Annotated in this window: 20 protein-coding genes; 13 read left to right on the top strand and 7 right to left on the bottom strand. The window is 66.2% G+C overall.

The features are described 5' to 3' along the window. Window positions 1-6: 6 nt before the first annotated feature. The 5 genes from AB4Z32_RS08820 (at window position 7) to AB4Z32_RS08800 (ending at window position 6,034) form a co-directional block, all read left to right on the top strand. Window positions 7-1,542, top strand: coding sequence for a Rieske 2Fe-2S domain-containing protein (locus tag AB4Z32_RS08820; protein WP_442121468.1), 1,536 nt, complete (start codon window positions 7-9; stop codon window positions 1,540-1,542). A gap of 18 nt (window positions 1,543-1,560) precedes the next feature. Further along, on the top strand, window positions 1,561-2,556 hold the full coding sequence (locus tag AB4Z32_RS08815) for a PDR/VanB family oxidoreductase (protein ID WP_442121467.1): 996 nt from the start codon (window positions 1,561-1,563) through the stop codon (window positions 2,554-2,556). Window positions 2,557-2,612: 56 nt separating this feature from the next. Continuing rightward, the gene (locus AB4Z32_RS08810; RefSeq protein WP_442121466.1) at window positions 2,613-3,476 is read left to right on the top strand and encodes a class II aldolase/adducin family protein; all 864 of its coding nucleotides are present in this window, start codon (window positions 2,613-2,615) and stop codon (window positions 3,474-3,476) included. Window positions 3,477-3,630: 154 nt separating this feature from the next. Then, window positions 3,631-4,941, top strand: a complete 1,311-nt coding sequence (locus AB4Z32_RS08805) for an MFS transporter (protein WP_442121465.1) — start codon at window positions 3,631-3,633, stop codon at window positions 4,939-4,941. Between the two features lie 25 nt (window positions 4,942-4,966). Continuing rightward, window positions 4,967-6,034, top strand: coding sequence for a porin (locus AB4Z32_RS08800; RefSeq protein ID WP_442121464.1), 1,068 nt, complete (start codon window positions 4,967-4,969; stop codon window positions 6,032-6,034). A gap of 114 nt (window positions 6,035-6,148) precedes the next feature. Here the strand turns inward: AB4Z32_RS08800 and AB4Z32_RS08795 are convergent, their stop codons facing one another. Further along, complete coding sequence (locus tag AB4Z32_RS08795) at window positions 6,149-7,510, bottom strand: amino acid permease (RefSeq protein ID WP_442121463.1); 1,362 nt, start codon at window positions 7,508-7,510, stop codon at window positions 6,149-6,151. A gap of 230 nt (window positions 7,511-7,740) precedes the next feature. Here AB4Z32_RS08795 and AB4Z32_RS08790 point away from each other — a divergent pair, with 230 nt between their 5' ends. Beyond that, window positions 7,741-10,098 carry a TonB-dependent receptor domain-containing protein gene (locus AB4Z32_RS08790; RefSeq protein WP_442121462.1) on the top strand — a complete coding sequence of 786 codons (2,358 nt, stop codon included), beginning with the start codon at window positions 7,741-7,743 and terminating at the stop codon, window positions 10,096-10,098. A gap of 1 nt (window position 10,099) precedes the next feature. Here the strand turns inward: AB4Z32_RS08790 and AB4Z32_RS08785 are convergent, their stop codons facing one another. From AB4Z32_RS08785 to AB4Z32_RS08765, 5 genes are all read right to left on the bottom strand, one after another. After that, complete coding sequence (locus tag AB4Z32_RS08785; protein ID WP_442121461.1) at window positions 10,100-10,795, bottom strand: MBL fold metallo-hydrolase; 696 nt, start codon at window positions 10,793-10,795, stop codon at window positions 10,100-10,102. Window positions 10,796-10,876: 81 nt separating this feature from the next. After that, window positions 10,877-12,406 (bottom strand): FAD-dependent monooxygenase, encoded by a 1,530-nt coding sequence (locus AB4Z32_RS08780; RefSeq protein ID WP_442121460.1) that lies wholly within the window; start codon window positions 12,404-12,406, stop codon window positions 10,877-10,879. Continuing rightward, a complete protein-coding gene (locus AB4Z32_RS08775; protein WP_442121459.1) occupies window positions 12,403-12,864 on the bottom strand; it encodes a DUF6691 family protein in 462 nt (153 codons plus the stop codon). The genes AB4Z32_RS08780 and AB4Z32_RS08775 overlap by 4 nt, the downstream gene beginning before the upstream one ends. 2 nt (window positions 12,865-12,866) lie before the next feature. Continuing rightward, window positions 12,867-13,298: a YeeE/YedE family protein gene (locus tag AB4Z32_RS08770; RefSeq protein ID WP_442121458.1), complete on the bottom strand. Its 432-nt coding sequence runs from the start codon at window positions 13,296-13,298 to the stop codon at window positions 12,867-12,869. A gap of 45 nt (window positions 13,299-13,343) precedes the next feature. Next, window positions 13,344-14,651, bottom strand: coding sequence for a hemolysin family protein (locus AB4Z32_RS08765; protein WP_442121457.1), 1,308 nt, complete (start codon window positions 14,649-14,651; stop codon window positions 13,344-13,346). Between the two features lie 166 nt (window positions 14,652-14,817). On the opposite strand from AB4Z32_RS08765, the gene AB4Z32_RS08760 reads away from it, so the two are divergent. Next, the gene (locus tag AB4Z32_RS08760; RefSeq protein WP_442121456.1) at window positions 14,818-15,351 is read left to right on the top strand and encodes a hypothetical protein; all 534 of its coding nucleotides are present in this window, start codon (window positions 14,818-14,820) and stop codon (window positions 15,349-15,351) included. A gap of 27 nt (window positions 15,352-15,378) precedes the next feature. Here the strand turns inward: AB4Z32_RS08760 and hmgA are convergent, their stop codons facing one another. Further along, window positions 15,379-16,659, bottom strand: coding sequence for a homogentisate 1,2-dioxygenase (gene hmgA, locus AB4Z32_RS08755; RefSeq protein ID WP_442121537.1), 1,281 nt, complete (start codon window positions 16,657-16,659; stop codon window positions 15,379-15,381). A gap of 142 nt (window positions 16,660-16,801) precedes the next feature. Here hmgA and AB4Z32_RS08750 point away from each other — a divergent pair, with 142 nt between their 5' ends. From AB4Z32_RS08750 to AB4Z32_RS08725, 6 genes are all read left to right on the top strand, one after another. Then, on the top strand, window positions 16,802-17,707 hold the full coding sequence (locus tag AB4Z32_RS08750; protein ID WP_442121455.1) for a LysR family transcriptional regulator: 906 nt from the start codon (window positions 16,802-16,804) through the stop codon (window positions 17,705-17,707). Window positions 17,708-17,744: 37 nt separating this feature from the next. Next, window positions 17,745-18,824 carry a 4-hydroxyphenylpyruvate dioxygenase gene (gene hppD / locus AB4Z32_RS08745; RefSeq protein ID WP_442121454.1) on the top strand — a complete coding sequence of 360 codons (1,080 nt, stop codon included), beginning with the start codon at window positions 17,745-17,747 and terminating at the stop codon, window positions 18,822-18,824. 269 nt (window positions 18,825-19,093) lie between these two features. Beyond that, on the top strand, window positions 19,094-19,885 hold the full coding sequence (locus AB4Z32_RS08740; protein WP_442121453.1) for a TorF family putative porin: 792 nt from the start codon (window positions 19,094-19,096) through the stop codon (window positions 19,883-19,885). A gap of 9 nt (window positions 19,886-19,894) precedes the next feature. Further along, entirely contained in the window at window positions 19,895-21,838 is a 1,944-nt protein-coding gene (locus AB4Z32_RS08735) for a methyl-accepting chemotaxis protein (protein ID WP_442121452.1), read from the top strand. Window positions 21,839-21,888: 50 nt separating this feature from the next. Further along, complete coding sequence (locus tag AB4Z32_RS08730) at window positions 21,889-22,248, top strand: CidA/LrgA family protein (protein ID WP_442121451.1); 360 nt, start codon at window positions 21,889-21,891, stop codon at window positions 22,246-22,248. Continuing rightward, window positions 22,241-22,981 carry an LrgB family protein gene (locus AB4Z32_RS08725; RefSeq protein WP_442121450.1) on the top strand — a complete coding sequence of 247 codons (741 nt, stop codon included), beginning with the start codon at window positions 22,241-22,243 and terminating at the stop codon, window positions 22,979-22,981. Before AB4Z32_RS08730 ends, AB4Z32_RS08725 begins: the two co-directional genes overlap by 8 nt. The last annotated feature ends 84 nt before the right edge of the window (window positions 22,982-23,065 follow it).

Raw genomic sequence — 23,065 nt, 5'->3', positions numbered from 1 at the left:
CACACAATGAACACCCGCGACAAGACCGCCGAAGCCGCAGCCCAGACCCAAGCGGTTGCGAAGAAACTGATCCCGTACGGCGGCTACCACACCAATAAAGTGCCGGGCCACGATCCGGAGCTGACCGAAGTCGGCCCCGGCACGCCGATGGGCGAGTACATGCGCCGCTTCTGGCATCCGGTCTGCATGTCGATGGAGTTGACCGATACCCCGCACTTCCTGAAGATCCTCGGCGAAGAGCTGGTCGCCTTCCGCGACGGCTCCGGCCGCGTCGGCCTGCTGCATGCCCATTGCGTGCACCGTGGCGCCTCGCTGGAATATGGCGCGATCCAGGAAAAGGGCATCATGTGCTGCTACCACGGCATGGTGTTCGACGTCGACGGCAGCTGCCTGCACGTGCCTTTTCCAAAGGGGGAAGAGAAGGAAGCCGAGAAGTATGCCTGCTCGATCAAACAAGGCGCGTACAAGGCTTTCGAGCGCCACGGCCTGGTGTTCGCCTATATGGGCCCGCCGGAAGAGGAACCGCCTTTCCCCGAGTGGGAGGGCAACTTTACGGTGGCCGAGGGCGACGAGCTGGTCCCCTACAGTAACTTCCAGCACTGTAACTGGCTGCAGGTGCAGGACAACGCCGCCGACAACTTCCACCCGACCGCGCTGCACTCCGCCAAGAACGTCGTCAACAAGCAGTACCAGGGCACGACCTTCGACGAAGTCGGCGCCGCTTCGATGGAAGTCGCGCCGGACATGCAGTTCATCCCCGTGCACGGCGGCCGCGGCCTGGCCTGCGCCGGCGCCCGCCGCGTGAACAAGGACAAGCTCTTCGTGCGCGTCCAGCACCAGGTACTGCCCAACCTCAGCCTGCACGCCTACACCTCGGAAGACGGCTCGAACAAGAAGCTGTTCTCGCGCTTCCACATCATCCGCTGGACCGTGCCGGTCGACGACGTCAATTCGAAGATGATCGGCTGGCGCGTGATGGGCCCCGGTATCGACACCCGCGGCATCGGCAACAAGGAGATGGTCGGCTACGAGACCATCGACTTCCTCGAAGGCCAGGTGGCGATGCGCCGTCCCGAACGCTTCGGCAAGTACAAGCTCGAAGACATGCCGCCGATCCCCTCGGACCACCGCGCACGCCACAACTACAAGGAGTGCCAGTACGCGCCGGGCGACTACGAAGCCATCATCAGCCAGCGCCCGATCGCGGTGCACGCGCTGGAGAACCCGACCAAGTTCGACGCCGGCGTGTTCCTGTTCCGGAAGATGCTGCGCGACGCCGTCCGCGGCAGCAACCCGGCCGCCGGTCCGCGGGAATTCGCGCAGTGGCTGCGCGATAACGCGGCCGCGCCGAACAGCTACTGCTCGGGCAATGTGCTGGAGGTGCCGGAAGGCGGAACCGTCGAGGAAGAGGTGGCGCGCCGCCGCCATGTGACGCGCCAGATCGTCGCCATCCTCACGCAAAGTGAAAACATGAAGGGCGACGAACGCGCGGCCTTCGTGCGCCAGAAGTTCGACGAGCTGGAACAGTCGACCAGGCAGTAATCCCGCGGGAGACCCGACATGGAAATGACCCAGACCCATATCATCAGCCGCGACAGGAGCAAGCTCTCGCTGCTGGTGAAGCAAATCCGCTTTGAGGCGAGCGGCATCAATTCGTACGAACTGGTGCACCCGCAGGGCGAGGAGCTGCCGTCCTTCAGCGCCGGCGCACACATCGACGTCCATCTTCCGAACGGGATGACGCGTCAGTACTCGCTGTGCAATCCGCCGGCCGAGCGCCACCGCTACGTGATCGCGGTCCTGCGCGACGAGAAGGGACGTGGCGGTTCGAAGGCCCTGCATGACGCGCTGCGGGTGCAGGACCTGGCCACGGTCAGCGCACCGCGCAACAACTTCGAACTGGTGCCGCAGGCGAAGAAGGTGATCCTGCTGGCAGGCGGCATCGGCGTGACCCCGCTGAAGTCGATGGCGCATGCGCTCGACCATGCCGGCATCCCCTTCGAGCTGCACTACTGCGCCCGCAATCCCGGCTGCGCCGCGTTCAGGGAAGAACTCGGTATCGCCTGGGAACACGGCAAGCTGGTGCACCACTTCGACCACGGCAATCCGGCCGACGGCCTCGATATCGGCGCGCTGTTGCGCGAGCCGGAAGAGGGCGCCCACCTGTTCTACTGCGGCCCGGCCGGCTTCATGAAAGCCTGTGCGGAAGCGTCCGGCCACTGGCCGGCCGGCACCGTCCACTGCGAGCACTTCAAGGCGCCCGAGCCCGCGCCCGACACCGGGGCACTGGCGCCCGGCGCCTTCATGGTGAGGATCGCCAGCAGCGGCGCCCTGCTCGAAGTGCCGGCCGACCGCAGCATCGCCGACGTGCTGGAACAGAACGGCATCCGCATCGAGACTTCCTGCCAGGCCGGCCTGTGCGCGACCTGCAAGATCCGCTATATCGAGGGCGAGGTCGACCACCGCGACTACATCCTCGGCGACGACGAACACGGCCAGTTCCTGACGGCCTGCGTGTCGCGCGCCACCAGCCCCGTGCTGGTACTGGACCTCTAAACGCCACCGTCGTTCCCGCGAAGGCGGGAACCCAAGTTGATACTCAAGGAGACAACATGCTGGACAAAGTAAAACAGTTCGCCCCCGTCGAGGCGGAGCGCATCGCGCAGTCGCAGAAGGACGCGCTGCGATCGATCTACCATCCGCGGCAGAGCGACGTCATCTACCCCGAGATCCCGGCCTTCGGCGATCCGGCCGACGAACGCCGCCACCGCAAGGAGCGCCTGGTCGCGGCCTGCCGCGCCTTCGCCCAGCACGGCTTCGACTATGGCTTCGCCGGCCACCTGACGGTGCGCGACCCCGAGCATCCGGAGCTGTACTGGACCAACCCGATGTGCGTCCATTTCTCGCAGGTGAAGGTGTCGAACCTGATCCTGGCCGACCACCAGGGCCGCGTGGTCGAGGGCGAGTATGCGATCAACCGCGCCGGCTTCGTGCTGCACGCCGCGGTGCATGAAGCGCACCCGGACATCGTCGCGATGTGCCATGCGCACACCGTCTACGGCACCGCTTTTGCATCGCTGGGCCGCGAGCTCGATCCGATCAGCCAGGACGCCGCCGCCTTCTTCGAAGACCACGTCGTGATCCGCGAAGAGGCGGGCCAGGTGGCGGTTGAGGAAAAGGCGGGGCTGTCGGTGTGCGACTGGTTCAAGGGCGTGAAGGCGGCGATCCACCAGAACCACGGCCTGCTGACGGCGAGCCGCCACAGCATCGAAGCGGCCGCCTTCTGGTTCATCGCGCTGGAGCGCTGCTGCCAGCAGCAGCTGATGATCGAAGCGACCGGCATCAAGCCGGTGATGGTGCCGCCGGACCGCTCGCGCTACAGCCGCGAGCACGTTGGCAGCGAATACATCGGCTGGCTGCACTTCCAGCCGATTTTTGACCAATTGGCAAAAACGCAGCCCGATATGTTTAACTGAGGTTTGACTGATGTTCAGTTAGCTATCCCGCTGCTCCATTGTTTCAAACCGCCGACCACGGGCGGTGACACCGCGGACGATAGACCACGGAAGCGGCATCCACGAGATGCCGCCATACCGGGCACGTTCCATAACCATATCTGGAGACAAAACAATGCTGAGCTCAACCAAGGTGGCAGTAGGCACGTCCACGATCGACGAAGCGTCCAGGGCATATTCGAAGGTCGCCTGGCGCCTGCTGCCTTTTCTGTTTCTATGCTACGTGTTCGCCTATCTCGATCGCGTAAACGTCGGCTTCGCGAAGCTGCAAATGATGTCCGACCTCGGCCTGTCAGAGGCCGTCTACGGGATGGGCGCCGGCGTGTTCTTTGCCGGCTACCTGATGTTCGAAGTCCCGAGTAATATCGTCATGCTGAAGGTGGGCGCCCGCAAGTGGATCACCCGCATCATGGTGACCTGGGGCGTGATCTCGGCGGCCATGATGTTCGTGAAGTCGCCGGCCAGCTTCTACGCGCTGCGCTTCCTGCTGGGCGTCGCCGAAGCCGGCTTCTTCCCCGCCATCCTGCTGTACCTCACCTACTGGTTCCCGGCCAGCCGCCGCGGCAAGGTCACGGCGCTGTTCATGACCGGCATCCCGATGTCGGGCGTGATCGGCGGACCGCTGTCCGGCCTGATCATGGGCACGATGGACAATGTCGGCGGGCACCACGCCTGGCAATGGGTGTTCGTGCTGGAGGCCATCCCGACCATCATCCTCGGCTGCATGGCCTGGTTCTACCTCGACGACAAGGTCGCCGACGCCAAATGGCTGGACGACAGCGAGAAGTCGCTGATCGAGCACGACCTCGCCCAGGACAAGCAGGGCGGCCACCTGCACAAGCTGCGCGACGGCCTGGTGAACCCGCGTGTCTGGCTGCTGAGCGGCATCTACCTGTTCTACACCATGGGCCTGTACGGCATCAGTTTCTGGCTGCCGACCATCATCAAGGCCAGCGGCGTCTCCAGTCCCTTCGACATCGGCATGCTCACCTGCATTCCCTATGCCGCGGCCACCGTCACCATGATCCTGGTCGGTCGCAGCTCCGACATCCGGCGCGAGCGCCGCTGGCACCTGGCGCTGGCTGGCGTCGCCGGCGCCGTTGGCCTGACCTGGAGCGCGGCCTATGCCGACAACACGGCCATCGCCATGCTGGCGCTGACCCTGGCAACCATGGGCATCATCACCACGATCTCGCAGTTCTGGCTGCTGCCTCCGGCCGTATTGACAGGTGCGGCTGCCGCTGCCGGCATCGCGCTGGCGAATTCGGTCGGCAGCGTGTCCGGCATGATCGCGCCCTACATGCTGGGTGTGGTGAAAACCATGACAAACAGCACCAATGCGGGCGTGATCGCGATTGCTGTCTGTCTATTAGTTGGCTGTGTGCTAACCTTTGCATTGCCTGCAAAGGCGGTCAACCCAAGATAATGCGGACAAAAAACGGAGACAACGGATGAGGAAGAAACTGATCGTATCTGCCTTGCTGGCGTCAGCATCGCAGTTGGCTGGCGCCCAGAGTAACGTCACCATTTACGGCATGCTCGACACGGCGGTGGTACGCGAAAGCGGCGGCACCGCCGGCTCGATGACCAAGATCACCGGCGGCACCACCGGCGGCTCGCGGCTCGGCTTCAAGGGCACCGAGGACCTCGGCAACGGCCTGAAGGCGCTGTTCCTGATGGAGAGCGGCTTCCAGCCCGACACCGGTGCATCGGGCCAGGGCGGCCTCCTGTTCGGACGCCAGATCTATGTCGGTTTGCAGGGCGGCTTCGGCAGCGTGCTGCTCGGCCGGCAATACACGCCACACTACCTGGTGCAGGTGTTTGCCGATCCCTTCGGTTCGGGCTGGGTTGGCGATACCAAGAACCTGCTCGGCACCAGCGGCAATTCCTTCAGCCGCATGGATAATACGGTCAAGTACATCTCGCCGACCGCCAACGGCGTGACCGTGGAACTGGTGGCGGCGCCGGGCGAGGTCAGCGGCAGCAGCGCCTCCGGCCGCCAGCTGGGCGGATCGCTGGCCTGGGCCAACGGCCCGCTGCAGGTGCGGCTCGGCTACCACAACCGCAACAACGATAGCGCGACCCTGCACGGTACCGAGAACGCCAAGAACACGACGATCGCCGCCGTCTACGACTTCGGCGTGGTCAGGCTGCACGGGCTGTACGACTGGAACCGCGGCCTGAACAGCTCGGTGCTGCGCAACACGGCGAATCCCTTCGGCCGGCCGGCGATCGCCTCGACCGACAGCCGCGATGCGATGGTGGGTCTGACGGTGCCCATCGGTGGCGTCCACGCCCTGCTGGCCTCGTACATCTACAAGGATGACCGTACGGCCTTCAACCAGGATGCCTCGCAGCTTGCGATCGGCTACCGCTATACCTTGTCGAAGCGGACCGACATCAATATGGCGATCTCGAAGATCAATAACCGGAATGGTGCGAGCTATACGGTGGGTAGTGCGATCGAGTCGGGGACCGGGGATAAGTCCGCGATGATCGGGTTGCGGCACGCGTTCTGATCGGATGACGTGCTGACGGGAGCGGCGCCGAGGCGCCGCTTTTTTATTTGCGGCTACGGCGTCATGGCTTCAAGCGCGTGCGGGCGGCCTGCTCGGAAGCAGGCCTTCGTCCATTCAGGCCGCCGCCGTGTCGCGGGTCCGCATCCGCATCCGGTAGCCGACACCCAGCACCACCAGCCAAACCGGAATCAACCAAACCGAAACCCGCATCTCCGGCGTCATATACATGATCACCAGGATCCCGGCCAGGAACGCCAGGCACAACCAGTTCGTCACCGGATAGAAGGGGCTGGCGAATACGGGCTTGGCACCCTGGGCCGCCTTGGCCTGACGGAAACGCAGATGACTCCAGCTGATCATCGCCCAGTTGATCATCATGCCCGCCACGGCCAGGCCCATCAGCATGCCCAGCGCCTTGCCCGGCAGCGCATAGTTGACCGCCACGCAGATGACGGTCGCCACCGCCGACACGCTCAGCGACACCAGCGGCACGCCGCGCTCGTTCACCTTCAGCAGCGCGCGCGGGGCGTGGCCCTGGGTGGCGAGGCCGTACAGCATGCGGCTGTTCGAATACACGCAGCTGTTATAGACCGAGACGGCGGCCGTCAGCACCACCAGGTTCAGCACGTGGGCGACCGCGCCGGCGTCCAGCGCCTTGAAGATCAGGACGAAGGGGCTGGCGCCGGGCTTGATCTGGTTCCAGGGATACAGCGAGAGCAGCACGGCCAGCGAGCCGACGTAGAACACCAGGATGCGCCACAGCGCCTGGTTGGTGGCTTTCGGGATCGACTTCGACGGGTTGTCGGCCTCGGCCGCCGTGATGCCGATGACTTCCAGGCCGCCGAAGGAGAACATCAGCACCGCCATCGACATCACCAGGCCTTCGATACCGTGGGCGAAGAAGCCGCCGTGCTGCCACAGGTTGGCCACGCCCGCCTGCGGACCGGCGCCGCCGGAGAACAGCAGGAAGATGCCATACAGGATCATGGCGACGATGGCGACCACCTTGATGACCGCGAACCAGAATTCGGTCTCGCCGAAGGCGCGCACATTGAACATGCTGATGGCGTTGGCGAACACGAAGCAGCCGAGGGCCGAGACCCAGGTCGGGATCTCCGGGAACCAGTACTGCACGTAGATGCCGACCGCGGACAGCTCTGCCATGCTGACCAGCACGTACAGCACCCAGTAATTCCAGCCGGTCAGGAAGCCGGCGAAGCGGCCACAGTATTTGTCGGCGAAGTGGCTGAACGAGCCGGCCACCGGTTCGTCGACCATCATCTCGCTGAGCTGGCGCATGATCAGGAAGGCGATCAGGCCGGCCACCGCATAGCCCAGCAGGATCGAGGGGCCGGCCATGCTGACCGTCTGCGCGACGCCGAGGAAGAGGCCGGTACCGATCGCGCCGCCGAGGGCGATCAGCTGGATGTGCCGGCTCTTGAGGCCGCGTTTGAGGTGGTTTTCGTGGAGCGCCATCGGGTTCCCGCCTTGGGTTGTCTTGCCTGAAAGACAGGAATGATAATCGATGCCCGCCGTGCGGGGGAGAATATCGCCGGCCGAGCTCCGCGCACTCACGTATTGACATGTGCAAAGAGTTGTAAGTCTCGGCAACTTTCGCTGCTGTTCAGGTATCCTGCACGCTTCGTTCGGCCGGCATTGCGTCCGGTCGGCGCTTTTGAGACTCGTTCAACGCCTACAACAATCAAATGAACCACTCCCAACGCAAGCTTGGCGGCGGTGCGTCCCGGCGGCGCCGCGCCCATTACCTGGCAATCGGCCTGGCCTTGTGCGACCTGGCCGTCCTGCATCCGGCCATCGCCCAGACGACGGGCGGCGCGCCGGCCGCGGCACCGGCATCGAGCGGCGCCACCAGCGGCCAGGCCGCGCCCGGCGGCAAGGTCCAGTCCGTGAACGTGGTCGGCGAACGCCAGACCAACCGCATCGACCGCCAGGTCTACGACGTCAAGAGCGACGCCAGCAGCTCGAACGGCAGCGCCGCCGATGCCCTTGGCAATGTGCCCTCGGTCGGCGTGGATCCGGACGGCACCGTGTCCCTGCGCGGCAATACCAATGTGCAGATCCTGGTCGACGGCAAGCCTTCGGCAATGCTGCAGGGAGAAGGGCGCGGCTCGATGCTGCAGGCCATGCCGGCCGAGGACATCGACTCGATCGAGGTCATCAACAATCCCGGCGCGGAATTCGGCAACGAGGGCGGCGGCGGCCCGATCCTGAACCTGGTGATGAAGCGTTCGCGCCGTCCCGGCGGACAGGGCGTGGCCAACGTCAACTATGGGACGGCGGGGCGCTACAACGGCCAGGTCAGTGGCGGCTACAACAGCGGACGGTGGGGCATGCAGGGCGGTGTCAACTTCCGCCACGACGGCCGCAATTCGACCGGCGACACCGAGCGTGACCGCATCGATCCGCGCACCGGCGCCGACCAGCACACGATCCAGACCTCCTCCAGCACGGGCCTGAACGACATGGCGGGGGCGCGCGGCCAGCTGACCTATAACCTGGGCCAGGACGATACGCTGGAAGCCAACGCCGGCTACATGAAGCGCAACAACGACAACCTGAACCAGAGCCACTACACGCTGGCCAACGATGGCGCGCCGTACAGCGACTACTTCCGCACGACCAGGCGCACCGGCGAGAATACCAACTCGACATGGGGCGCCCGTTGGGACCACAAGGGCGAGAAGATCGGCGAGCTGTTCCGCATGGACCTGCGCGTGTCGGACAGCGACAACAGTAATGACTCGCGTTACGCGAACCAGTACCTGATCGCGCCGCCGCGCCCGATCGACCCGGGCCAGCCGTTCTCGGGAACCGATACCAGCAGCCTGCAGGACGTCGCCAACAAGGTCAGGATCGTCGACTACACCGGCGACTACGAGACCCCGCTCGAGAGCGGCGCCATCGTCAAGCTGGGATACAAGATCATCGACACCGACAGCCAGTTCGATACCCGCTACTTCGACTTCGATCCCTTGAGCGGCGCGGCGGTGGCGAACGGCCGCCGCACCAACGCCTTCGAGGTCGACGAGCGCGACGCCGCCCTGTACGGTTCCTACCAGTGGAAGGTGAACGAACGCTGGGGCGCGCTGGTCGGCCTGCGCGCCGAGCACACGCACATGGACCTGGACGAGATCACGACCGGGCTGAGTGCCACCAACAGCTACCTGAACTGGATTCCGAGCGCCTTCGCAACCTACAAGCTGAACGAGACGACCAATCTGCGTTTTGCCTACGCCCACCGGATCCGCCGCGCCACCGGCCAGCAGCTCAATCCCTTCGTCGTCTACCAGGACGAGTTGAACGAGTCGAGCGGTAACCCGAAATTGAAACCGGTGCAGACCGATTCCTTCGAGATCGGCTACGAGACCAAGGCCGGCCAGCTGAACGCCAACCTGCGCGCCTACTACCGCGCTGACCGCGACATGATCCGCAGCCGCCAGGTGGCGGTCAACGACACCGTGCTCTTGACGACGCTGGAGAACGGCGGCCATAACCGCGCCGGCGGCCTGGAGTTCACCTTGAGCGGCAAGCTCACGCCGCAACTGACGATCAACACCAGCGGCAACCTGGCCTACACCGAGCAGCAGCAGATCGACATCACGGGTGCCGAGTACACGCGATCGGCGACCTCGCTGACCGCGCGCGGCCGCCTGAACTACCAGATGACGCCGCAGGACATGCTGCAGTTCATGATCAGCGCCCAGGGCAAGACCCTGGCCGGTACCGGCTACCGCGAGCCGTCGGCGACGCTCAACTTCACCTACAAGCGCAGCCTGACGCCGCAGCTGTCGCTGGTCTTCGATGTGCGCGACGTCTTCCGTTCGCAGAAGATGGAAACCATCACCGATACCACCTACCTGAAGCAGCACTCGATCACGCGCTACGATGGCCGCATGGCTTTCATCGGCCTGTCCTACCGCTTCGGCGGCGTGCAGGGCGGTGGTCAGCGCCGGGAACGCGGTGGTCCTGAGGGCGAAGGCCGGCATGGCGGCCCGGGCGGCTTCGGCGGCGGCGGCCCGGGCGGCGGCGGCCCGGGTATGTGATTCAGACGCTGTGCGGCAGGCCGAGGTTGCGGTTTGCCGGCACGGCGACGTCGATCAGCTTCGGCTTGGGCAGGTTCAGCTGCCCCATCAGCTGCACGAAATCCTCGCGCGAGCGTCCGGCCAGGCGCGCGTTGTTCCTTTTCTCCCAGCCGATGGTGGACACCGACTGTCCCTTGTAGTCGTGGCCCGGCCAGACCCTGGTCTCGTCGGGCAGGCCGAACAGCTTGCCGGTGACGCTGTCGTACAGCGCCTCCGCGCTGCCACCCTGGAAATCGGTGCGCCCGCAGCCGTTGATCAGCAGGGTGTCGCCGGTGAACACACTCCCCCGCCAGACATAGCACATGCTGCCCGCCGTGTGGCCGGGCGTGTGGATCACCGAAATCGTTTCAATCCTGCCGAAGCGGATGGTGTCGCCGTCGCGCAGCTGCAGTTCCGCCGTCGGGACGCCGCAGCCGCTCGGTACGGCGGTCTTGGCCCCGGTCAGCGCGTGCAGGCGGCCCGCCGAGGTCACGTGGTCGGCATGGACGTGGGTCTCCAGGACGTAGGCCAGGCGCAGGCCGAGCCTTTCGACATGGGCCAGGTCGCGCTCACAGTGCTGGTCGACCGGATCGATGATCACCGCTTCCTTGTCGTCGGGACCGGCGATGATGTAGGTGAAGGTGGACGAGACGGGGTCGAACAGTTGGATCGGATTCATGCCATGTCTATACAAGAAGGTGGATGCCGCAGTGTGCCATGTTGCTGTCGGAGCGGCAAGTTTCCGGACCCTCGGCCGCCTCTACCCCGTGAACCGCTGATACCCGATCTCCCGAAAATAATGCCGAATCCCCTCCGGCCGCGCCTGCGGATCCGCCAGCGCCACATACCCGTCCGGCCGCAAGAGATAAGCCGCATCCCGCGCCAGTCCGGCGTGCTCATGCGCCCGCTCCCAGTCGAACACGTGCAGCGCCAGGCCGACGTGGTGGCACCAGCTTGACAGCGCATCGGACGCCCGGCCATACACATGCACCTGCCAGTCCACGGTGCCGGTCGGCGCGTAGTTGTCGAGTGCGGCGCCGTGGGCCCAGGGCAGGCGGTCGCCGCCCTTGACCTTGCCGGCCGAGCCGCTGCTGAGCGGGCTGCCGTGGTAGTTCAGCATGCACTGGGACACCAGCCGGAACATGAACTCCCGCACCCCTTCCACCTTGTAGGCCGCGCTGACGAACAGTGGGGCGATGCGGGTGCGGACGAAGTTCGCGAAGCCGCCCTCGGCGGAGACGAAGGTGAAGACGCGGTCGGTGGTCTCGACCAGGGTGCGCGCGAAGGCCAGGCGTTCGCTGTCGTAGCTGTCGAGCAGGCGGTCGGCGGCGTCGCCGTGGAGGACCGCCTTCAGCTTCCAGGCCAGATTGATGGCGTCGCCGATGCCGGTGTTCATGCCCTGGCCGCCGGCCGGGCTGTGGATGTGGGCGGCGTCGCCCAGCAGGAACACGCGTCCGTGGCGGAAGTGCTCGGTCAGGCGGTGGTGCACCTTGTAGGTCGAGAACCAGTTCACCTGTTTGACCTCGACACCCAGGCCGCGGATCGCGCGCTCGCTGACGTCGTCGAACGTCAGCTCGCGGTCCGGCGCGACGCGGTCTTCGCGGATGCTGCCGATCAGGCGCGCCAGGCCGTCCTTGGTGTACGAGAACAGCGCCAGGAAGTCGGCATCGTCCAGCGAGACGTGGATCTGGCCGTCCGCCGGCGGACCGCACGCGACCACGTCGGCGACGTAGAACAGCTGGTCGTAGGTGCCGCCTTCGAAGTGGGCGCCGAGCTGGTGCCGCACCGGCGAGCGCGCGCCGTCGCAGCCGGCCAGGTAGCGCGCCTCGCAGGTCTCCTCGCCGGCGGGGCCGCGCAGGCGCACCTGCACGTGGTCGTCGTGCTGCTCGAAGCCCAGCAGCTCGGTCTCGCGCTCGACCTTCACGTCCATCTGCTCCAGGTGGGCGATCAGGAGGCGCTCGTGCCGGTCCTGGGGAAAGACCAGGATGAAGGGGTAGGGCGTGAGGTCGGTGCCGGCGTCGATGAAGGTGATGTGGGCGCGCCGCTTGCCGCGCACCCAGAGGTTGATGCCTGGATTGACCATGCCGGACGCGATCACCTCGCCGGCCATGCCGAGCTGGCGGTAGAGCTCCAAGGTCCGCGCATGGACCACCACCGCGCGCGAGGTGGTGCCGGGGCCGGCGGTCTTGTCGACGATGCGCACCTTCACTCCCTGGCGCGCCAGCCACAGGGCCAGCACCAGGCCGGTGGGACCGGCGCCGGCGATCAGGACGTCTTCGCGTTGCTTCATGGAGTCTCCGTTGCGGGTTGGGGAGGTCCGCCCGAGGTGCGCCGGGCGTTGATTCGTTCGCTGACTTCGAACACGGCCATCCCGGCGATCATGGCGGCCACGAACAGCAGGGTCGGCCAGCCGCCGACGCCCAGGCTGGTGAGCGCGGGACCGGGACAGTAGCCGACCAGGCCCCAGCCGACGCCGAACACCACGCTGCCGAGTATCAGCCTGGCGTCGATGTGGCGGGCGCCGGGCAGGTGGATGGTGGCGCCGAGCACGGTGTGGGCGCGTTCGCCGCCGGCGCGGAAGGCGACCGCCGCCACCAGGATCGCGCCCAGCATCACGAACAGCAGCGAAGGATCCCAGCGGCCGGCCAGGTCGAGGAAGGCCAGCACCTTGGCGGGGTTGCTCATTCCCGACAGGATCAGGCCGGAGCCGAACAGCAGGCCGGCAATGAAGGCGGTGACGGTCGGCATGATTAGCCCAGCACGTGACGCATCACGTAAACGGTGACGAAACCTGCCGCCACGAAACAGATGGTGGCGACGATCGAGCGCGGCGACAGGCGGGCGATGCCGCACACGCCGTGGCCGCTGGTGCAGCCCGAGCCGAAGCGCGTGCCGAGCCCCACCAGCAGGCCGGACACGGCCAGCAGCGCCGGCGTGTGGTCGATCTGGGCCGGCGGCATCGCCTGCAGCGCCAGCCAGCCGAGCGGCGCGGCCAGCAGGCCGAGCAGGAATGCGAGGCGCCAGCCGATGTCGCCGCGCGCCGGACGCAGCAAGCCGCCGGCGATGCCGCTGACGCCGGCCACGCGTCCGTTGGCCAGCAGCAGCACGGCGGCGCCGAGCCCGATCAGCAGGCCGCCGCCGAACGAGGCCAGCGGGGTGAAGTGGATGCTGTCGATGACCATGTCGTTCCTCCCCTCAGCTGAATTCTGGCAGGTATGCCGACGCTGTCAAGGAAGGCTTGCGGCGGGCATCACCAGCAGGCGGTCGATGCGGTTGCCGTCCATGTCCGCGACTTCGAACAGCCAGCCGCCCCAGTCCAGGCGCTCGCCGGGCTTCGGGATGTAGCCGAGCTGGTAGAGGATGAAGCCGGCCAGCGTGTGATAGGCGTCCGAGCCCTCGTCCGGGAATCTGAACTGGGCCCCGGTCAGGTAGCGGAAGCGGTCCAGCACCATGCCGCCGTCCATGAACCAGCTGCCGTCTTCGCGCTGCACGGCGTCCGGGGCTTCCTCGTCCTCGACCGCAGGCACTTCGCCCACCAGGGCGCCCATCACGTCGGTGAGGGTGATCATGCCCTGGATCTCGCCGTACTCGTCGACGACCATCGCGAGTTCCGCATGGTTCTTCTTGAGCTGTTCGAGCAGGTCGATGGCGCTGACCGATTCCGGCACGTAGAGCGGGGCGTCGAGCTCGGCCTCGATGTCGATTTCCTGGAGCGAGCCCTTGCGGATGGCCTGGCGGAACAGGTCGCGCGCGTTGACGATGCCCAGCACCTGGGAGCGGTCGCCGCGGTAGACCGGAAAGCGGGCGTAGGGACGGTCGGCGATGTGGACCAGGTTGACTTCCAGCGGGTTGGCGAGGTCGAGGTATTCGAGATCGACGCGCGGCGTCATCAGCGCCCGCAGATGCCAGTCGTCCAGGCGCAGGGCGCGCGCGGCGATGTCGTACTCGGCGCGCTCGAAGACGCCGGCATCGGTGCTCTCGCGGATCATGCCGGTGACTTCTTCCTCGGTCGGGGTCTCGTCCTTGTGGTGGCGCATGCCGAGCAGCCGCATGATGAAGTCGGTCGTCAGCGACAGCAATTGCACGAAGGGATGCATCAGGCGCGACAGCGCCTTCATCGGCCGCGCGATACGGCTGGCCAGCAATTCCGGGTAGAGGATGGCGATGCGCTTGGGCACCAGCTCGCCCAGCACGATCGAGGCGAAGGTGATGCCGACCACGACCACGGTCAGCGCCGCCGGGCGCGCATACGTTTCCGGGATGCCGATGTCGGTCAAGGAGGGAATCAGGCGCGCCACCAGCGAGGCTTCGCCGAAGGCGCCATTGAAGATGCCGATCAGGGTGATGCCGACCTGGACGGTGGAGAGGAAGCGGCTGGGATCTTCCGACAGCCTGATCGCGGCCGGGGCGCCCGCATTGCCTTCGGCAGCCATCTTCTCGAGGCGCATGCGCTTGGCCGAGACCACCGCCAGTTCCGACATCGCGAAGATGCCGTTGAGCAGAATGAGGACGAGGATGATGATGATGTCGGCCATGCGGATTCCGTGGGTTGTCACCTTATCATCGCACGGCAGCAATCGCGCGCCAACGGTCGCACGATTCGCCGAGGGCAAGAATGGATGAGAAACGGCTTTCCTTGCAATAAGAGCAATAATACCCGTACACTTGACGTTCGCCGCGCCTGGAACGGAGCTCGACCGGATGAAGATGACCTTTCCTCATTTCTGCAAGCAGGTACGAAGAATCCTCTTCCTGGTCCTGGCCTTGATGGCGGCAGGCCCCGGCTCGGCAACCGAGCCCCTGATCGACCAGTATGCCGATGGCGCACGTAGCGGCCGTATTTTTCCGTCGAGCTGTTGCTGGGTCGAGCTGCCCGACAACGAGCGTATATGGAAAATCCGTCGCAAAGAATTCGGATGCTCCGCCATTGGCGGCCCCGTCGGGCGGTTCAGGCTGGAAGACGGGAAGCTGTGGATGACCGGCCTCATGAAATGCAGCGGCGACATCCCTCTGCAGGAAATCTATCCCGACATGAAAAGCCCGGCCTTCGCGGAATGGCTGAGCGGCACCTTCAAGACGGTACTGGACTACCGATGCCATGCAGGCAGCCAGTCCATTTATGCCGTGAGCCAGGAGCTGGTCGTCGAGAAGGGTGTGGTGCGCTCGCTGAAGGAAACAGCGAATGACCTCAGCGCTTGTGAGGCCCGGCATCGGCCGGAAGCGAAGTCCGAATAGGACAGCGCCTTCCGGCCGGCGATTGCATCAAGGGCGGGCCGGATCGAAATGCTTGCCGATACCCGCCCAGCAGTCCTGGTAATTCGCCTGCAACTGCGGCGATTCCAGGGCCTGGGCCGTCGCCACGATCGGCGTGCGGGTCTCGAACATGAAGGCCATCGTGTCGGTCACCTTGTGCGGCTTCGAGGTGTCGGCGCTGCTGGCCTTGTCGAAAGTCGCGGCGTCCGGCCCGTGGCCGCTCATGCAGTTGTGCAGGCTGGCGCCGCCCGGCACGAAGCCCTCGGCCTTGGCGTCGTAGGCGCCGTGGATCAGGCCCATGAACTCGCTCGCCACATTGCGGTGGAACCAGGGCGGGCGGAAGGTATCCTCGCCGACCAGCCAGCGCGGCGGGAAGATCACGAAATCGAGGTCGTCGACGCCGGGCGTGCTGGTCGGCGAATGCAGCACCAGGAAGATCGACGGATCCGGGTGGTCGTAGCTGATCGAGCCGATGGTGTTGAAGTGGCGCAGGTCGTACTTGTAGGGTGCGTAGTTGCCGTGCCAGGCCACCACGTCCAGCGGCGAATGCCCGATCGGCGCCGCCCAGAGCTTGCCGCCGAATTTCGCCACCAGTTCGAAATCTCCTTCCACATCCTCATGACGCGCCACCGGCGACAGGAAGTCGCGCGGATTCGCCAGGCCGTTCGAGCCGATCGGCCCCATGTCCGGCAGGCGCAGCAGGGCGCCGAAGTTCTCGCAGATATAGCCGCGCGCCGCGCCGTCCGGCAGGGCGACCGTGAAGCGCATGCCGCGCGGAATCACGGCGATCTGCTGCGGCTCGACTTCCAGCAGGCCCAGCTCGGTGGCGATTGACAGCCGGCCCTGCTGGGGCACGATCAGCAGTTCGCCATCGGCGCTGTAGAAATAGCGTCCCGTCATCGGCTGGTTGGCGGCGTACAGGTGGATCGCGCAGCCGGCCATCGCGCCCGGCGAACCGTTGCCGGCCATGGTCACCCAGCCGTCGATGAAGTCGGTGGGGGCATCGGGAATCGGCAGCGGGCTCCAGCGCATCTGGTTGGGCGAGGGCGCCAGGCCGTCGAAGCCGGCCGCGATGCGGGTCTGCTCGACCGGGACGAAGGCGCCGTGCATGGCGGCCGGACGGATCCGGTACAGCCAGCTGCGGCGGTTGTGGCCGCGCGGGGCGGTGAAGGCGGTACCGGAGAGTTGTTCGGCGTACAGGCCATAGGCCACGCGCTGCGGGGAATTGCGGTGGGCGGGCAGGGCGCCCGGCAGGGCTTCGGTGGCGAATTCGTTGCCGAATCCGCTCATGTATCCGTGGGTCAAGATTTTCTCCTGGACGATCTATGGCATATGACGTGGCTTTTTCGTCACTGTAGAGGAGACTTGCGAATTTTACGAGGTGAATATAAAAATGTAGACTATTTACCCCGTCAATAACACTATCGAGCGCATGATCGAACCGTCTAGCATCGACCTGAACCTGTTGTCCGTGTTTCAGGAGGTTTACCGCGAGCGCCAGATTTCGGGTGCGGCGCGCCGCCTCGGCCTGACCCAGTCCGCCGTCAGCAATGCGCTGGCGCGCCTGCGCCGCACCTTCGGCGACGAATTGTTCGTGCGGACCGCGCACGGCATGCAGCCGACCCCGCTGGCGCAGCAGATGGCCGAGCCGATCGGCGCCGCGATGGCCCAGGTGGCGCTGGCGCTGAGCCAGCGCAGCCGCTTCGAGCCGGGTACGAGTACGCGCCGCTTCACGCTTGCCATGACCGACGTCGGCGAGGTGTACTTCATGCCGGTGCTGATCGAACGCTGCCGCGCGCTGGCGCCGAACGTGGAGGTCGCCTCGAAGCGCGCCAACCCGCTCACGCTGAAGGACGACATGGAGACGGGCAGGGTGGACCTGGCGATCGGCGCCTTCGAGGAGGTGTCGGAAGCGCTCTACCAGCGCCAGCTGTTCCGGCAGCCTTTCGTCAGCATGTTCCGCAAGGGGCATCCGCTGGCGACCGGCAGCGTGGACCTGGCGCGCTTCGTGCAGGCGACGCACCTGATCGTGGATGCGGCCCAGAGCCCCTACGACCGGATCAACGTCCTGCTGGAAAAGGCCGGGGTGGGGACGCAGGCGCGCTTCCGGGTGCCGCATTTCACCGCGGTACCGTATATCGTGGCCACCTCCGACCTGGTGGTGACGGTGCCGCAGAAGCTGGCGGAGAGTGCCGCGGCGCCATTCGGATTGAAGTGGATCGAACCGCCGCTTGCCTTGCCGACCTTGCAAACCAACGTCTTCTGGCACCGGCGCTTCAACCACGATCCCGGCATCCAGTGGCTGCGCGGCCTGATTGCGGACGTGTTCGCAGAGTAGTACCGATAAAAACGCTTAATGAATAGAGGACATGACAATGGCTGACCTGTTTGAGAATCCGATGGGCCTGATGGGCTTTGAATTCGTCGAATTCGCTTCCCCGACCCCGGGCCTGCTCGAGCCGATCTTCGAGAAGCTGGGCTTCACCAAGGTGGCCGTGCACCGTTCGAAGGACGTGGTGCTGTACCGCCAGGGCGACATCAACTTCATCGTCAACAACGAGCCGAAGAGCGCGGCCGCCTACTTTGCCGCCGAGCACGGCCCGTCGGCCTGCGGCATGGCCTTCCGCGTCAAGGATTCCCACAAAGCCTATGCGCGCGCGCTGGAACTGGGCGCGATCCCGATGGAGATCCCGACCGGCCCGATGGAACTGCGCCTGCCGGCCATCAAGGGCATCGGCGGCGCGCCGCTGTATCTGATCGACCGTTTCGAGGACGGCAAGTCGATCTATGACATCGACTTCGAATTCATCGACGGCGTCGACCGCCATCCGCAGGGTCATGGACTGAAGATCATCGACCACCTGACCCACAACGTCTACCGGGGCCGCATGACCTATTGGGCCGGCTTCTATGAGAAGCTGTTCAACTTCCGTGAGATCCGCTACTTCGACATCCAGGGCGAATACACCGGCCTGACCTCGAAGGCGATGACGGCGCCGGACGGCATGATCCGGATTCCGCTGAACGAGGAATCGCAGGCCGGCGGCGGCCAGATCGAGGAATACCTGCTCAAGTTCAACGGCGAAGGCATCCAGCACATCGCGCTGCTGACCGAGAACATCTTCGAGACCGTCGACGGCCTGCGCGCCGCCGGCATCCCCCTGATGACTGCGCCGCCGGAAACCTATTACGAGATGCTGGAAGCCCGCCTGCCGGGCCACGGCGAAGACGTTGGCGCCCTGAAGGCGCGCGGCCTGCTGGTCGACGGCAAGGTCGAGGGCGATTCGAAGCGCCTGCTGCTGCAGATCTTCTCGGAAAACCAGCTGGGTCCGGTGTTCTTCGAGTTCATCCAGCGCAAGGGCGACGAGGGCTTTGGGGAGGGTAATTTCAAGGCGCTGTTCGAGTCGATGGAGCGGGACCAGTTGAAGCGCGGGGCGCTGAAGACCGCGGCGTAAGATTCGAGCGTTCGCTTTTCGTCGGGTCCCCGCTTTCGCGGGGACGACGACGCGATAGTCGCGGGGCGACGAAGCGATAGTCGCGGGGCGACGAAGCGATGGGCGGCGGGCAGGACGAAATAACTTTCCAGTTCGCTATCGTCTGAGACAGGAAGTGTTGTAAGCACGTCGCATTCCCACGCGAAATACGTATTTTCCCGTGGGAAAATACGCACATTCTCACGTGCACCACCTAGAATTTCCGCATGGCATCAATTTTCCCAGCCGTCATGCGACTCTCTCCACGTTCCACCCTTCCGCTGCTCGCCGGCTTCCTCGTTGCCGGCCACTGCAGCGCCGGCGACTATTCCACCGCCTCCGAAGAAGCATCGCCGTTCAGCGCCAACCTGGGCGTGGTCTCCCAGTATGTCTCGCGCGGCATCCGCCAGTCCTGGGGCCGTCCCGCCGTCCAGGCCGGGTTCGACTATGCGGGTTCGCGCGGCTGGAACGCCGGCGTCTGGGCCTCGAGCATCGACGAGCGCTTCGTCGAAAACGGATCGATGGAAGTCGACCTCTACGCCGGCTATGCGGGCACCATCGGTCCGCTCGGCTACAACGCCACGCTCACCTGGTACAAGTACCCGGGCGCGCGCGTCTCGGCCACCGGGACCAGCTACGACTACGGCGAAGTGCAGGCCGGCCTGAGCTGGAAATCCCTGTACGCCAAGTACAACTACACCTTCAGCCGCGATTTCTTCGGCATCCAGGATGCGCGCGGCACCGGCTACCTGGACGTCGGCGCCAATCATGAGCTCGGCCATGCGCTGGCGCTGCAACTGCATGCCGGCGATGGCCGGGTGGCGGGAGCCGGCAACGGGATCTGGGACTGGCGCGACCTGCGCGCCGGCCTCAGCAAGAAGTTCGAGGGCGGCTGGGTCGCCGCGCTGAACTACACCCGTGCCTTCGGCGGCGCCGGCGTCTACGACCGCTATACCACCGGCGTCCCGCGCGCCGACGGCCGCCCCGCGTTTGCGAACGTGGCCCGCCGCGCCCTGGTCCTCTCCCTCACCCGTACTTTCTGAGTCAGCCGCATGTCCTACAAAGTCCTGTCCTCCCTGTCGCTGAACGCACGGATTTGCCTCACCGCAACCGTGCTGGTGATCCTCAGCCTGGCCGTCACCGCCACCTTGATCGGCGTGCGCGGCAGCCGCAGCGCGGAAGCCGCCAGCATGCAGCTGGCCCGTACCGCGGCGCGCGAAGCCGCCGAAGCGGTGCAAGCGCGCATCGGCGCCAATCTCAGCGCGGTCGCCAACCTGGCCGCCGCGATGCGTGCGACCCGCGGCGCCGGCATGACCCTGGCGCGGCCGCAGATCGGCGAAATGACGAAAGCCACCCTGCTCGGTTCCGAGGACCTGATCGGCGCCGCCGTCACCTGGGAGCCCGGCGCGCTGGACGGCAAGGATGAAGAGTACGCCGGCAAGCAGCCCGAGTACGATGCCAGCGGCCGCTACATGCCTTACTACACCCGCAGCGGCGGCGGCGTGCACGTCGAGCCGATCGTGTTCTCGGACGCACCCGGCGCCAATGACTGGTACGACGTGCCGAAGCGGTCGCGGCGCCTGTTCTTCACGGAACCCTATGCCTATCCGGTCGGCGGCAAGCAGGTGCAGATGGCGTCGCTGGTGGCGCCGATCCTGATCGACGGCCAGTTCAAGGGTACCGTCAGCGCGGATTTCATGCTGACCCGCCTGGGCGACATCCTCGGCGGCATGAAAGCCATCAGCGGCGGCAGCCTGTCGCTGGTGTCGAACGGCGGCCTCTACGCCAGCCATCCGGACGCGGCGCGCAACGGCAAGAAGGCGGCCGATATTCCCGCGGCCGGCCTGGCGGCGGTCCGCGACGGCAAGGCCTATGAATTCGTCGACGCCGCCGGCATGGTGCACCTGCTGCAGCCGCTGCGCCTGCACGCCGACATCGCGCCCTGGTCGGTGCAGCTGGTGTTCCCGCAGAGCGTGGCCACGGCCGACGCCCGCAGGCTGCTGCAGGAGACCCTGGTCGCCGCGCTGCTGTCCGCCGCGCTGGCCGCCGCGGTGATGATCGCGGTCCTGAACCGCCTGACCCGGCCGCTGCGCGTGCTGGGAAGCACCATGAGCGGCCTCGCGAGCGGCAATGCCGACCTCACGGTGCGCCTCGAGGTGAAGGGCAGGGACGAGCTGGCGGCCATCGCCGCCGGCTTCAACGGCTTCGTGGCCAGGATCCAGGACGTGCTGGCCCAGGTGCGCCACAGCTCGGACAATGTGGCCTCGGCCAGCCACGAGATCAGGCAGGGCAATGCCGACCTGTCGGACCGCACCGAACAGCAGGCCAGTGCGCTGGAGGAAACCGCGGCCTCGATGGAGGAGCTGACCTCGACCGTCAAGCAGAACGCCGACAACGCTAGGGAAGCGCGCCGGCTGGCCCAGGCCGCCGCCGACACCGCCGCCAGCGGGGGCGCGGCGGTCGCGCGCGTGGTCGAGACCATGGATGCGATCAGCGCGGCCTCCGGACGCATCGTCGAGATCATCTCGGTGATCGACGGCATCGCCTTCCAGACCAATATCCTGGCGCTCAACGCCGCCGTCGAAGCGGCGCGCGCCGGCGAGCAGGGCCGCGGCTTTGCCGTGGTGGCCTCCGAAGTGCGCAACCTGGCCCAGCGCTCGGCCGCGGCGGCGAAGGAAATCAAGGGCCTGATCGGGGATTCGGCGGCCAAGGTCGGCACCGGCGCCACCCTGGTGGGCGAAGCCGGCATGACCATGGAGCAGGTGGTGGACAGCGTGCGCCGGGTCAGCGCGATCGTCGCCGAGATCAGCGCCGCCAGCGCGGAACAGAGCAACGGCATTGCCCAGGTCAATGCGGCGATCGTGCAGATGGACGGCGCGACCCAGCAGAACGCCGCCCTGGTCGAGCAGGCCGCCGCCGCTGCGGCCAGCTTGCAGGACCAGGCATCGCTGCTGGTCGGACTGGTCGGCAAGTTCCGGATCGAAGCCCGCGCCTGAGCGCCGATAACTGCTATCCTCGCCGAATCGATGAGATTCGGGAGGAAGCCTTGCTGTCCGCATTTGCCGTTCTGCTGGTGTTCCAATGCCTGGGCGAAGGCCTGGTGTTCCTGTTCGGCTGGCCCGTCCCCGGGCCGGTGACCGGCATGCTGCTGCTGCTGGCCGCCCTGGTCGCCTTGCCCCGCCTGCAGGACGTGGTGGAGGCCGGCGCCAACGAGCTGCTGCGCCACCTGTCGCTGCTGTTCGTGCCGGCCGGGGTCGGTATCGTGGTCGCGGCGTCGAGCGGGAGCGGGCAGTGGCTGGCGATCGGCGCCTCGGTGGTGGTCAGCACCCTGGCCACGCTGGCGGTGACGGCGCTGGTGCTGAAGGTCCTGATGCCGCGCCCGAAGGAGGACGGCGCCGATGTTTAATTTCGAGGAACTGACCCACTTCTGGGTCTACCTGTCCGCCTCGCCGCTGCTGGGCCTCACCCTGACCCTGTGCGCCTACGTGTTCGCGCAATGGGTGTTCGCGCGCTGCGGTTTCTCTCCGCTGGCGAATCCGGTGGCGATCTCGATCGCCATCATCAGCCTGCTGCTGGTGGCCAGCGGCATGTCCTACCAGCGCTACTTTGCCGGCGCCCAGTTCGTGCACTTCCTGCTCGGCCCGGCCACGGTGGCGCTGGCGGTGCCGCTGGCGCGCCAGGTGCCGCGGCTGCGCCGCAGCCTGCTGCCGCTGGTGTGCGCGCTGCTGTGCGGCTGCGTCACGGCAATCGTCAGCGCGGTGCTGGTGGCGCTGCTGCTGGGCGCTTCGCCAGAGCTGGCGCGCACCATCGCGCCCAAGTCGGCCACCACGCCGATCGCGATGGCGGTGTCGGAACGCCTGGGCGGCATTCCCGCGCTGACCGCGGTGCTGGTGATCGGCACCGGGATCTTCGGCGCCATCAGCGGGCGCTTCCTGATGAACACCCTGCGGGTCGAATCGCATGCGGCGCGCGGCCTGGCGCTGGGCGTGGCGGCGCACGGCATCGGTACCGCGCGCGCCTTCCAGGTCAGCCCCGAGATGGGCGCCTATGCGGGCCTGGGCATGGGACTGAACGGCGTGCTGACCGCGCTGGTGGCGCCCTGGCTGGTGCCGGTGCTGCTGGGCTGGATGGGGCATTGAGCCTGGATCCTGAACGCGTATCGCGCGCCGCCGGCGCTGCGGCGGCGTATGATGATTCCAGCCTGGCTGTTCCAGGAGGACATA

The organism is Massilia sp. 2TAF26 (assembly GCF_052115005.1).
In the GTDB taxonomy this organism is placed as follows: domain Bacteria; phylum Pseudomonadota; class Gammaproteobacteria; order Burkholderiales; family Burkholderiaceae_D; genus Telluria.
Note: the sequence above shows the minus strand (reverse complement) of the source record. Positions and strands in the feature narration are given on the sequence as shown.

Coding starts and splice junctions, on each gene's coding strand:
- AB4Z32_RS08820 (WP_442121468.1), top strand. CDS start 7: ATGAACACCCGCGACAAGACCGCCGAAGCCGCAGCCCAGACCCAAGCG.
- AB4Z32_RS08815 (WP_442121467.1), top strand. CDS start 1,561: ATGGAAATGACCCAGACCCATATCATCAGCCGCGACAGGAGCAAGCTC.
- AB4Z32_RS08810 (WP_442121466.1), top strand. CDS start 2,613: ATGCTGGACAAAGTAAAACAGTTCGCCCCCGTCGAGGCGGAGCGCATC.
- AB4Z32_RS08805 (WP_442121465.1), top strand. CDS start 3,631: ATGCTGAGCTCAACCAAGGTGGCAGTAGGCACGTCCACGATCGACGAA.
- AB4Z32_RS08800 (WP_442121464.1), top strand. CDS start 4,967: ATGAGGAAGAAACTGATCGTATCTGCCTTGCTGGCGTCAGCATCGCAG.
- AB4Z32_RS08795 (WP_442121463.1), bottom strand. CDS start 7,510: ATGGCGCTCCACGAAAACCACCTCAAACGCGGCCTCAAGAGCCGGCAC.
- AB4Z32_RS08790 (WP_442121462.1), top strand. CDS start 7,741: ATGAACCACTCCCAACGCAAGCTTGGCGGCGGTGCGTCCCGGCGGCGC.
- AB4Z32_RS08785 (WP_442121461.1), bottom strand. CDS start 10,795: ATGAATCCGATCCAACTGTTCGACCCCGTCTCGTCCACCTTCACCTAC.
- AB4Z32_RS08780 (WP_442121460.1), bottom strand. CDS start 12,406: ATGAAGCAACGCGAAGACGTCCTGATCGCCGGCGCCGGTCCCACCGGC.
- AB4Z32_RS08775 (WP_442121459.1), bottom strand. CDS start 12,864: ATGCCGACCGTCACCGCCTTCATTGCCGGCCTGCTGTTCGGCTCCGGC.
- AB4Z32_RS08770 (WP_442121458.1), bottom strand. CDS start 13,298: ATGGTCATCGACAGCATCCACTTCACCCCGCTGGCCTCGTTCGGCGGC.
- AB4Z32_RS08765 (WP_442121457.1), bottom strand. CDS start 14,651: ATGGCCGACATCATCATCATCCTCGTCCTCATTCTGCTCAACGGCATC.
- AB4Z32_RS08760 (WP_442121456.1), top strand. CDS start 14,818: ATGAAGATGACCTTTCCTCATTTCTGCAAGCAGGTACGAAGAATCCTC.
- hmgA (WP_442121537.1), bottom strand. CDS start 16,659: ATGAGCGGATTCGGCAACGAATTCGCCACCGAAGCCCTGCCGGGCGCC.
- AB4Z32_RS08750 (WP_442121455.1), top strand. CDS start 16,802: ATGATCGAACCGTCTAGCATCGACCTGAACCTGTTGTCCGTGTTTCAG.
- hppD (WP_442121454.1), top strand. CDS start 17,745: ATGGCTGACCTGTTTGAGAATCCGATGGGCCTGATGGGCTTTGAATTC.
- AB4Z32_RS08740 (WP_442121453.1), top strand. CDS start 19,094: ATGCGACTCTCTCCACGTTCCACCCTTCCGCTGCTCGCCGGCTTCCTC.
- AB4Z32_RS08735 (WP_442121452.1), top strand. CDS start 19,895: ATGTCCTACAAAGTCCTGTCCTCCCTGTCGCTGAACGCACGGATTTGC.
- AB4Z32_RS08725 (WP_442121450.1), top strand. CDS start 22,241: ATGTTTAATTTCGAGGAACTGACCCACTTCTGGGTCTACCTGTCCGCC.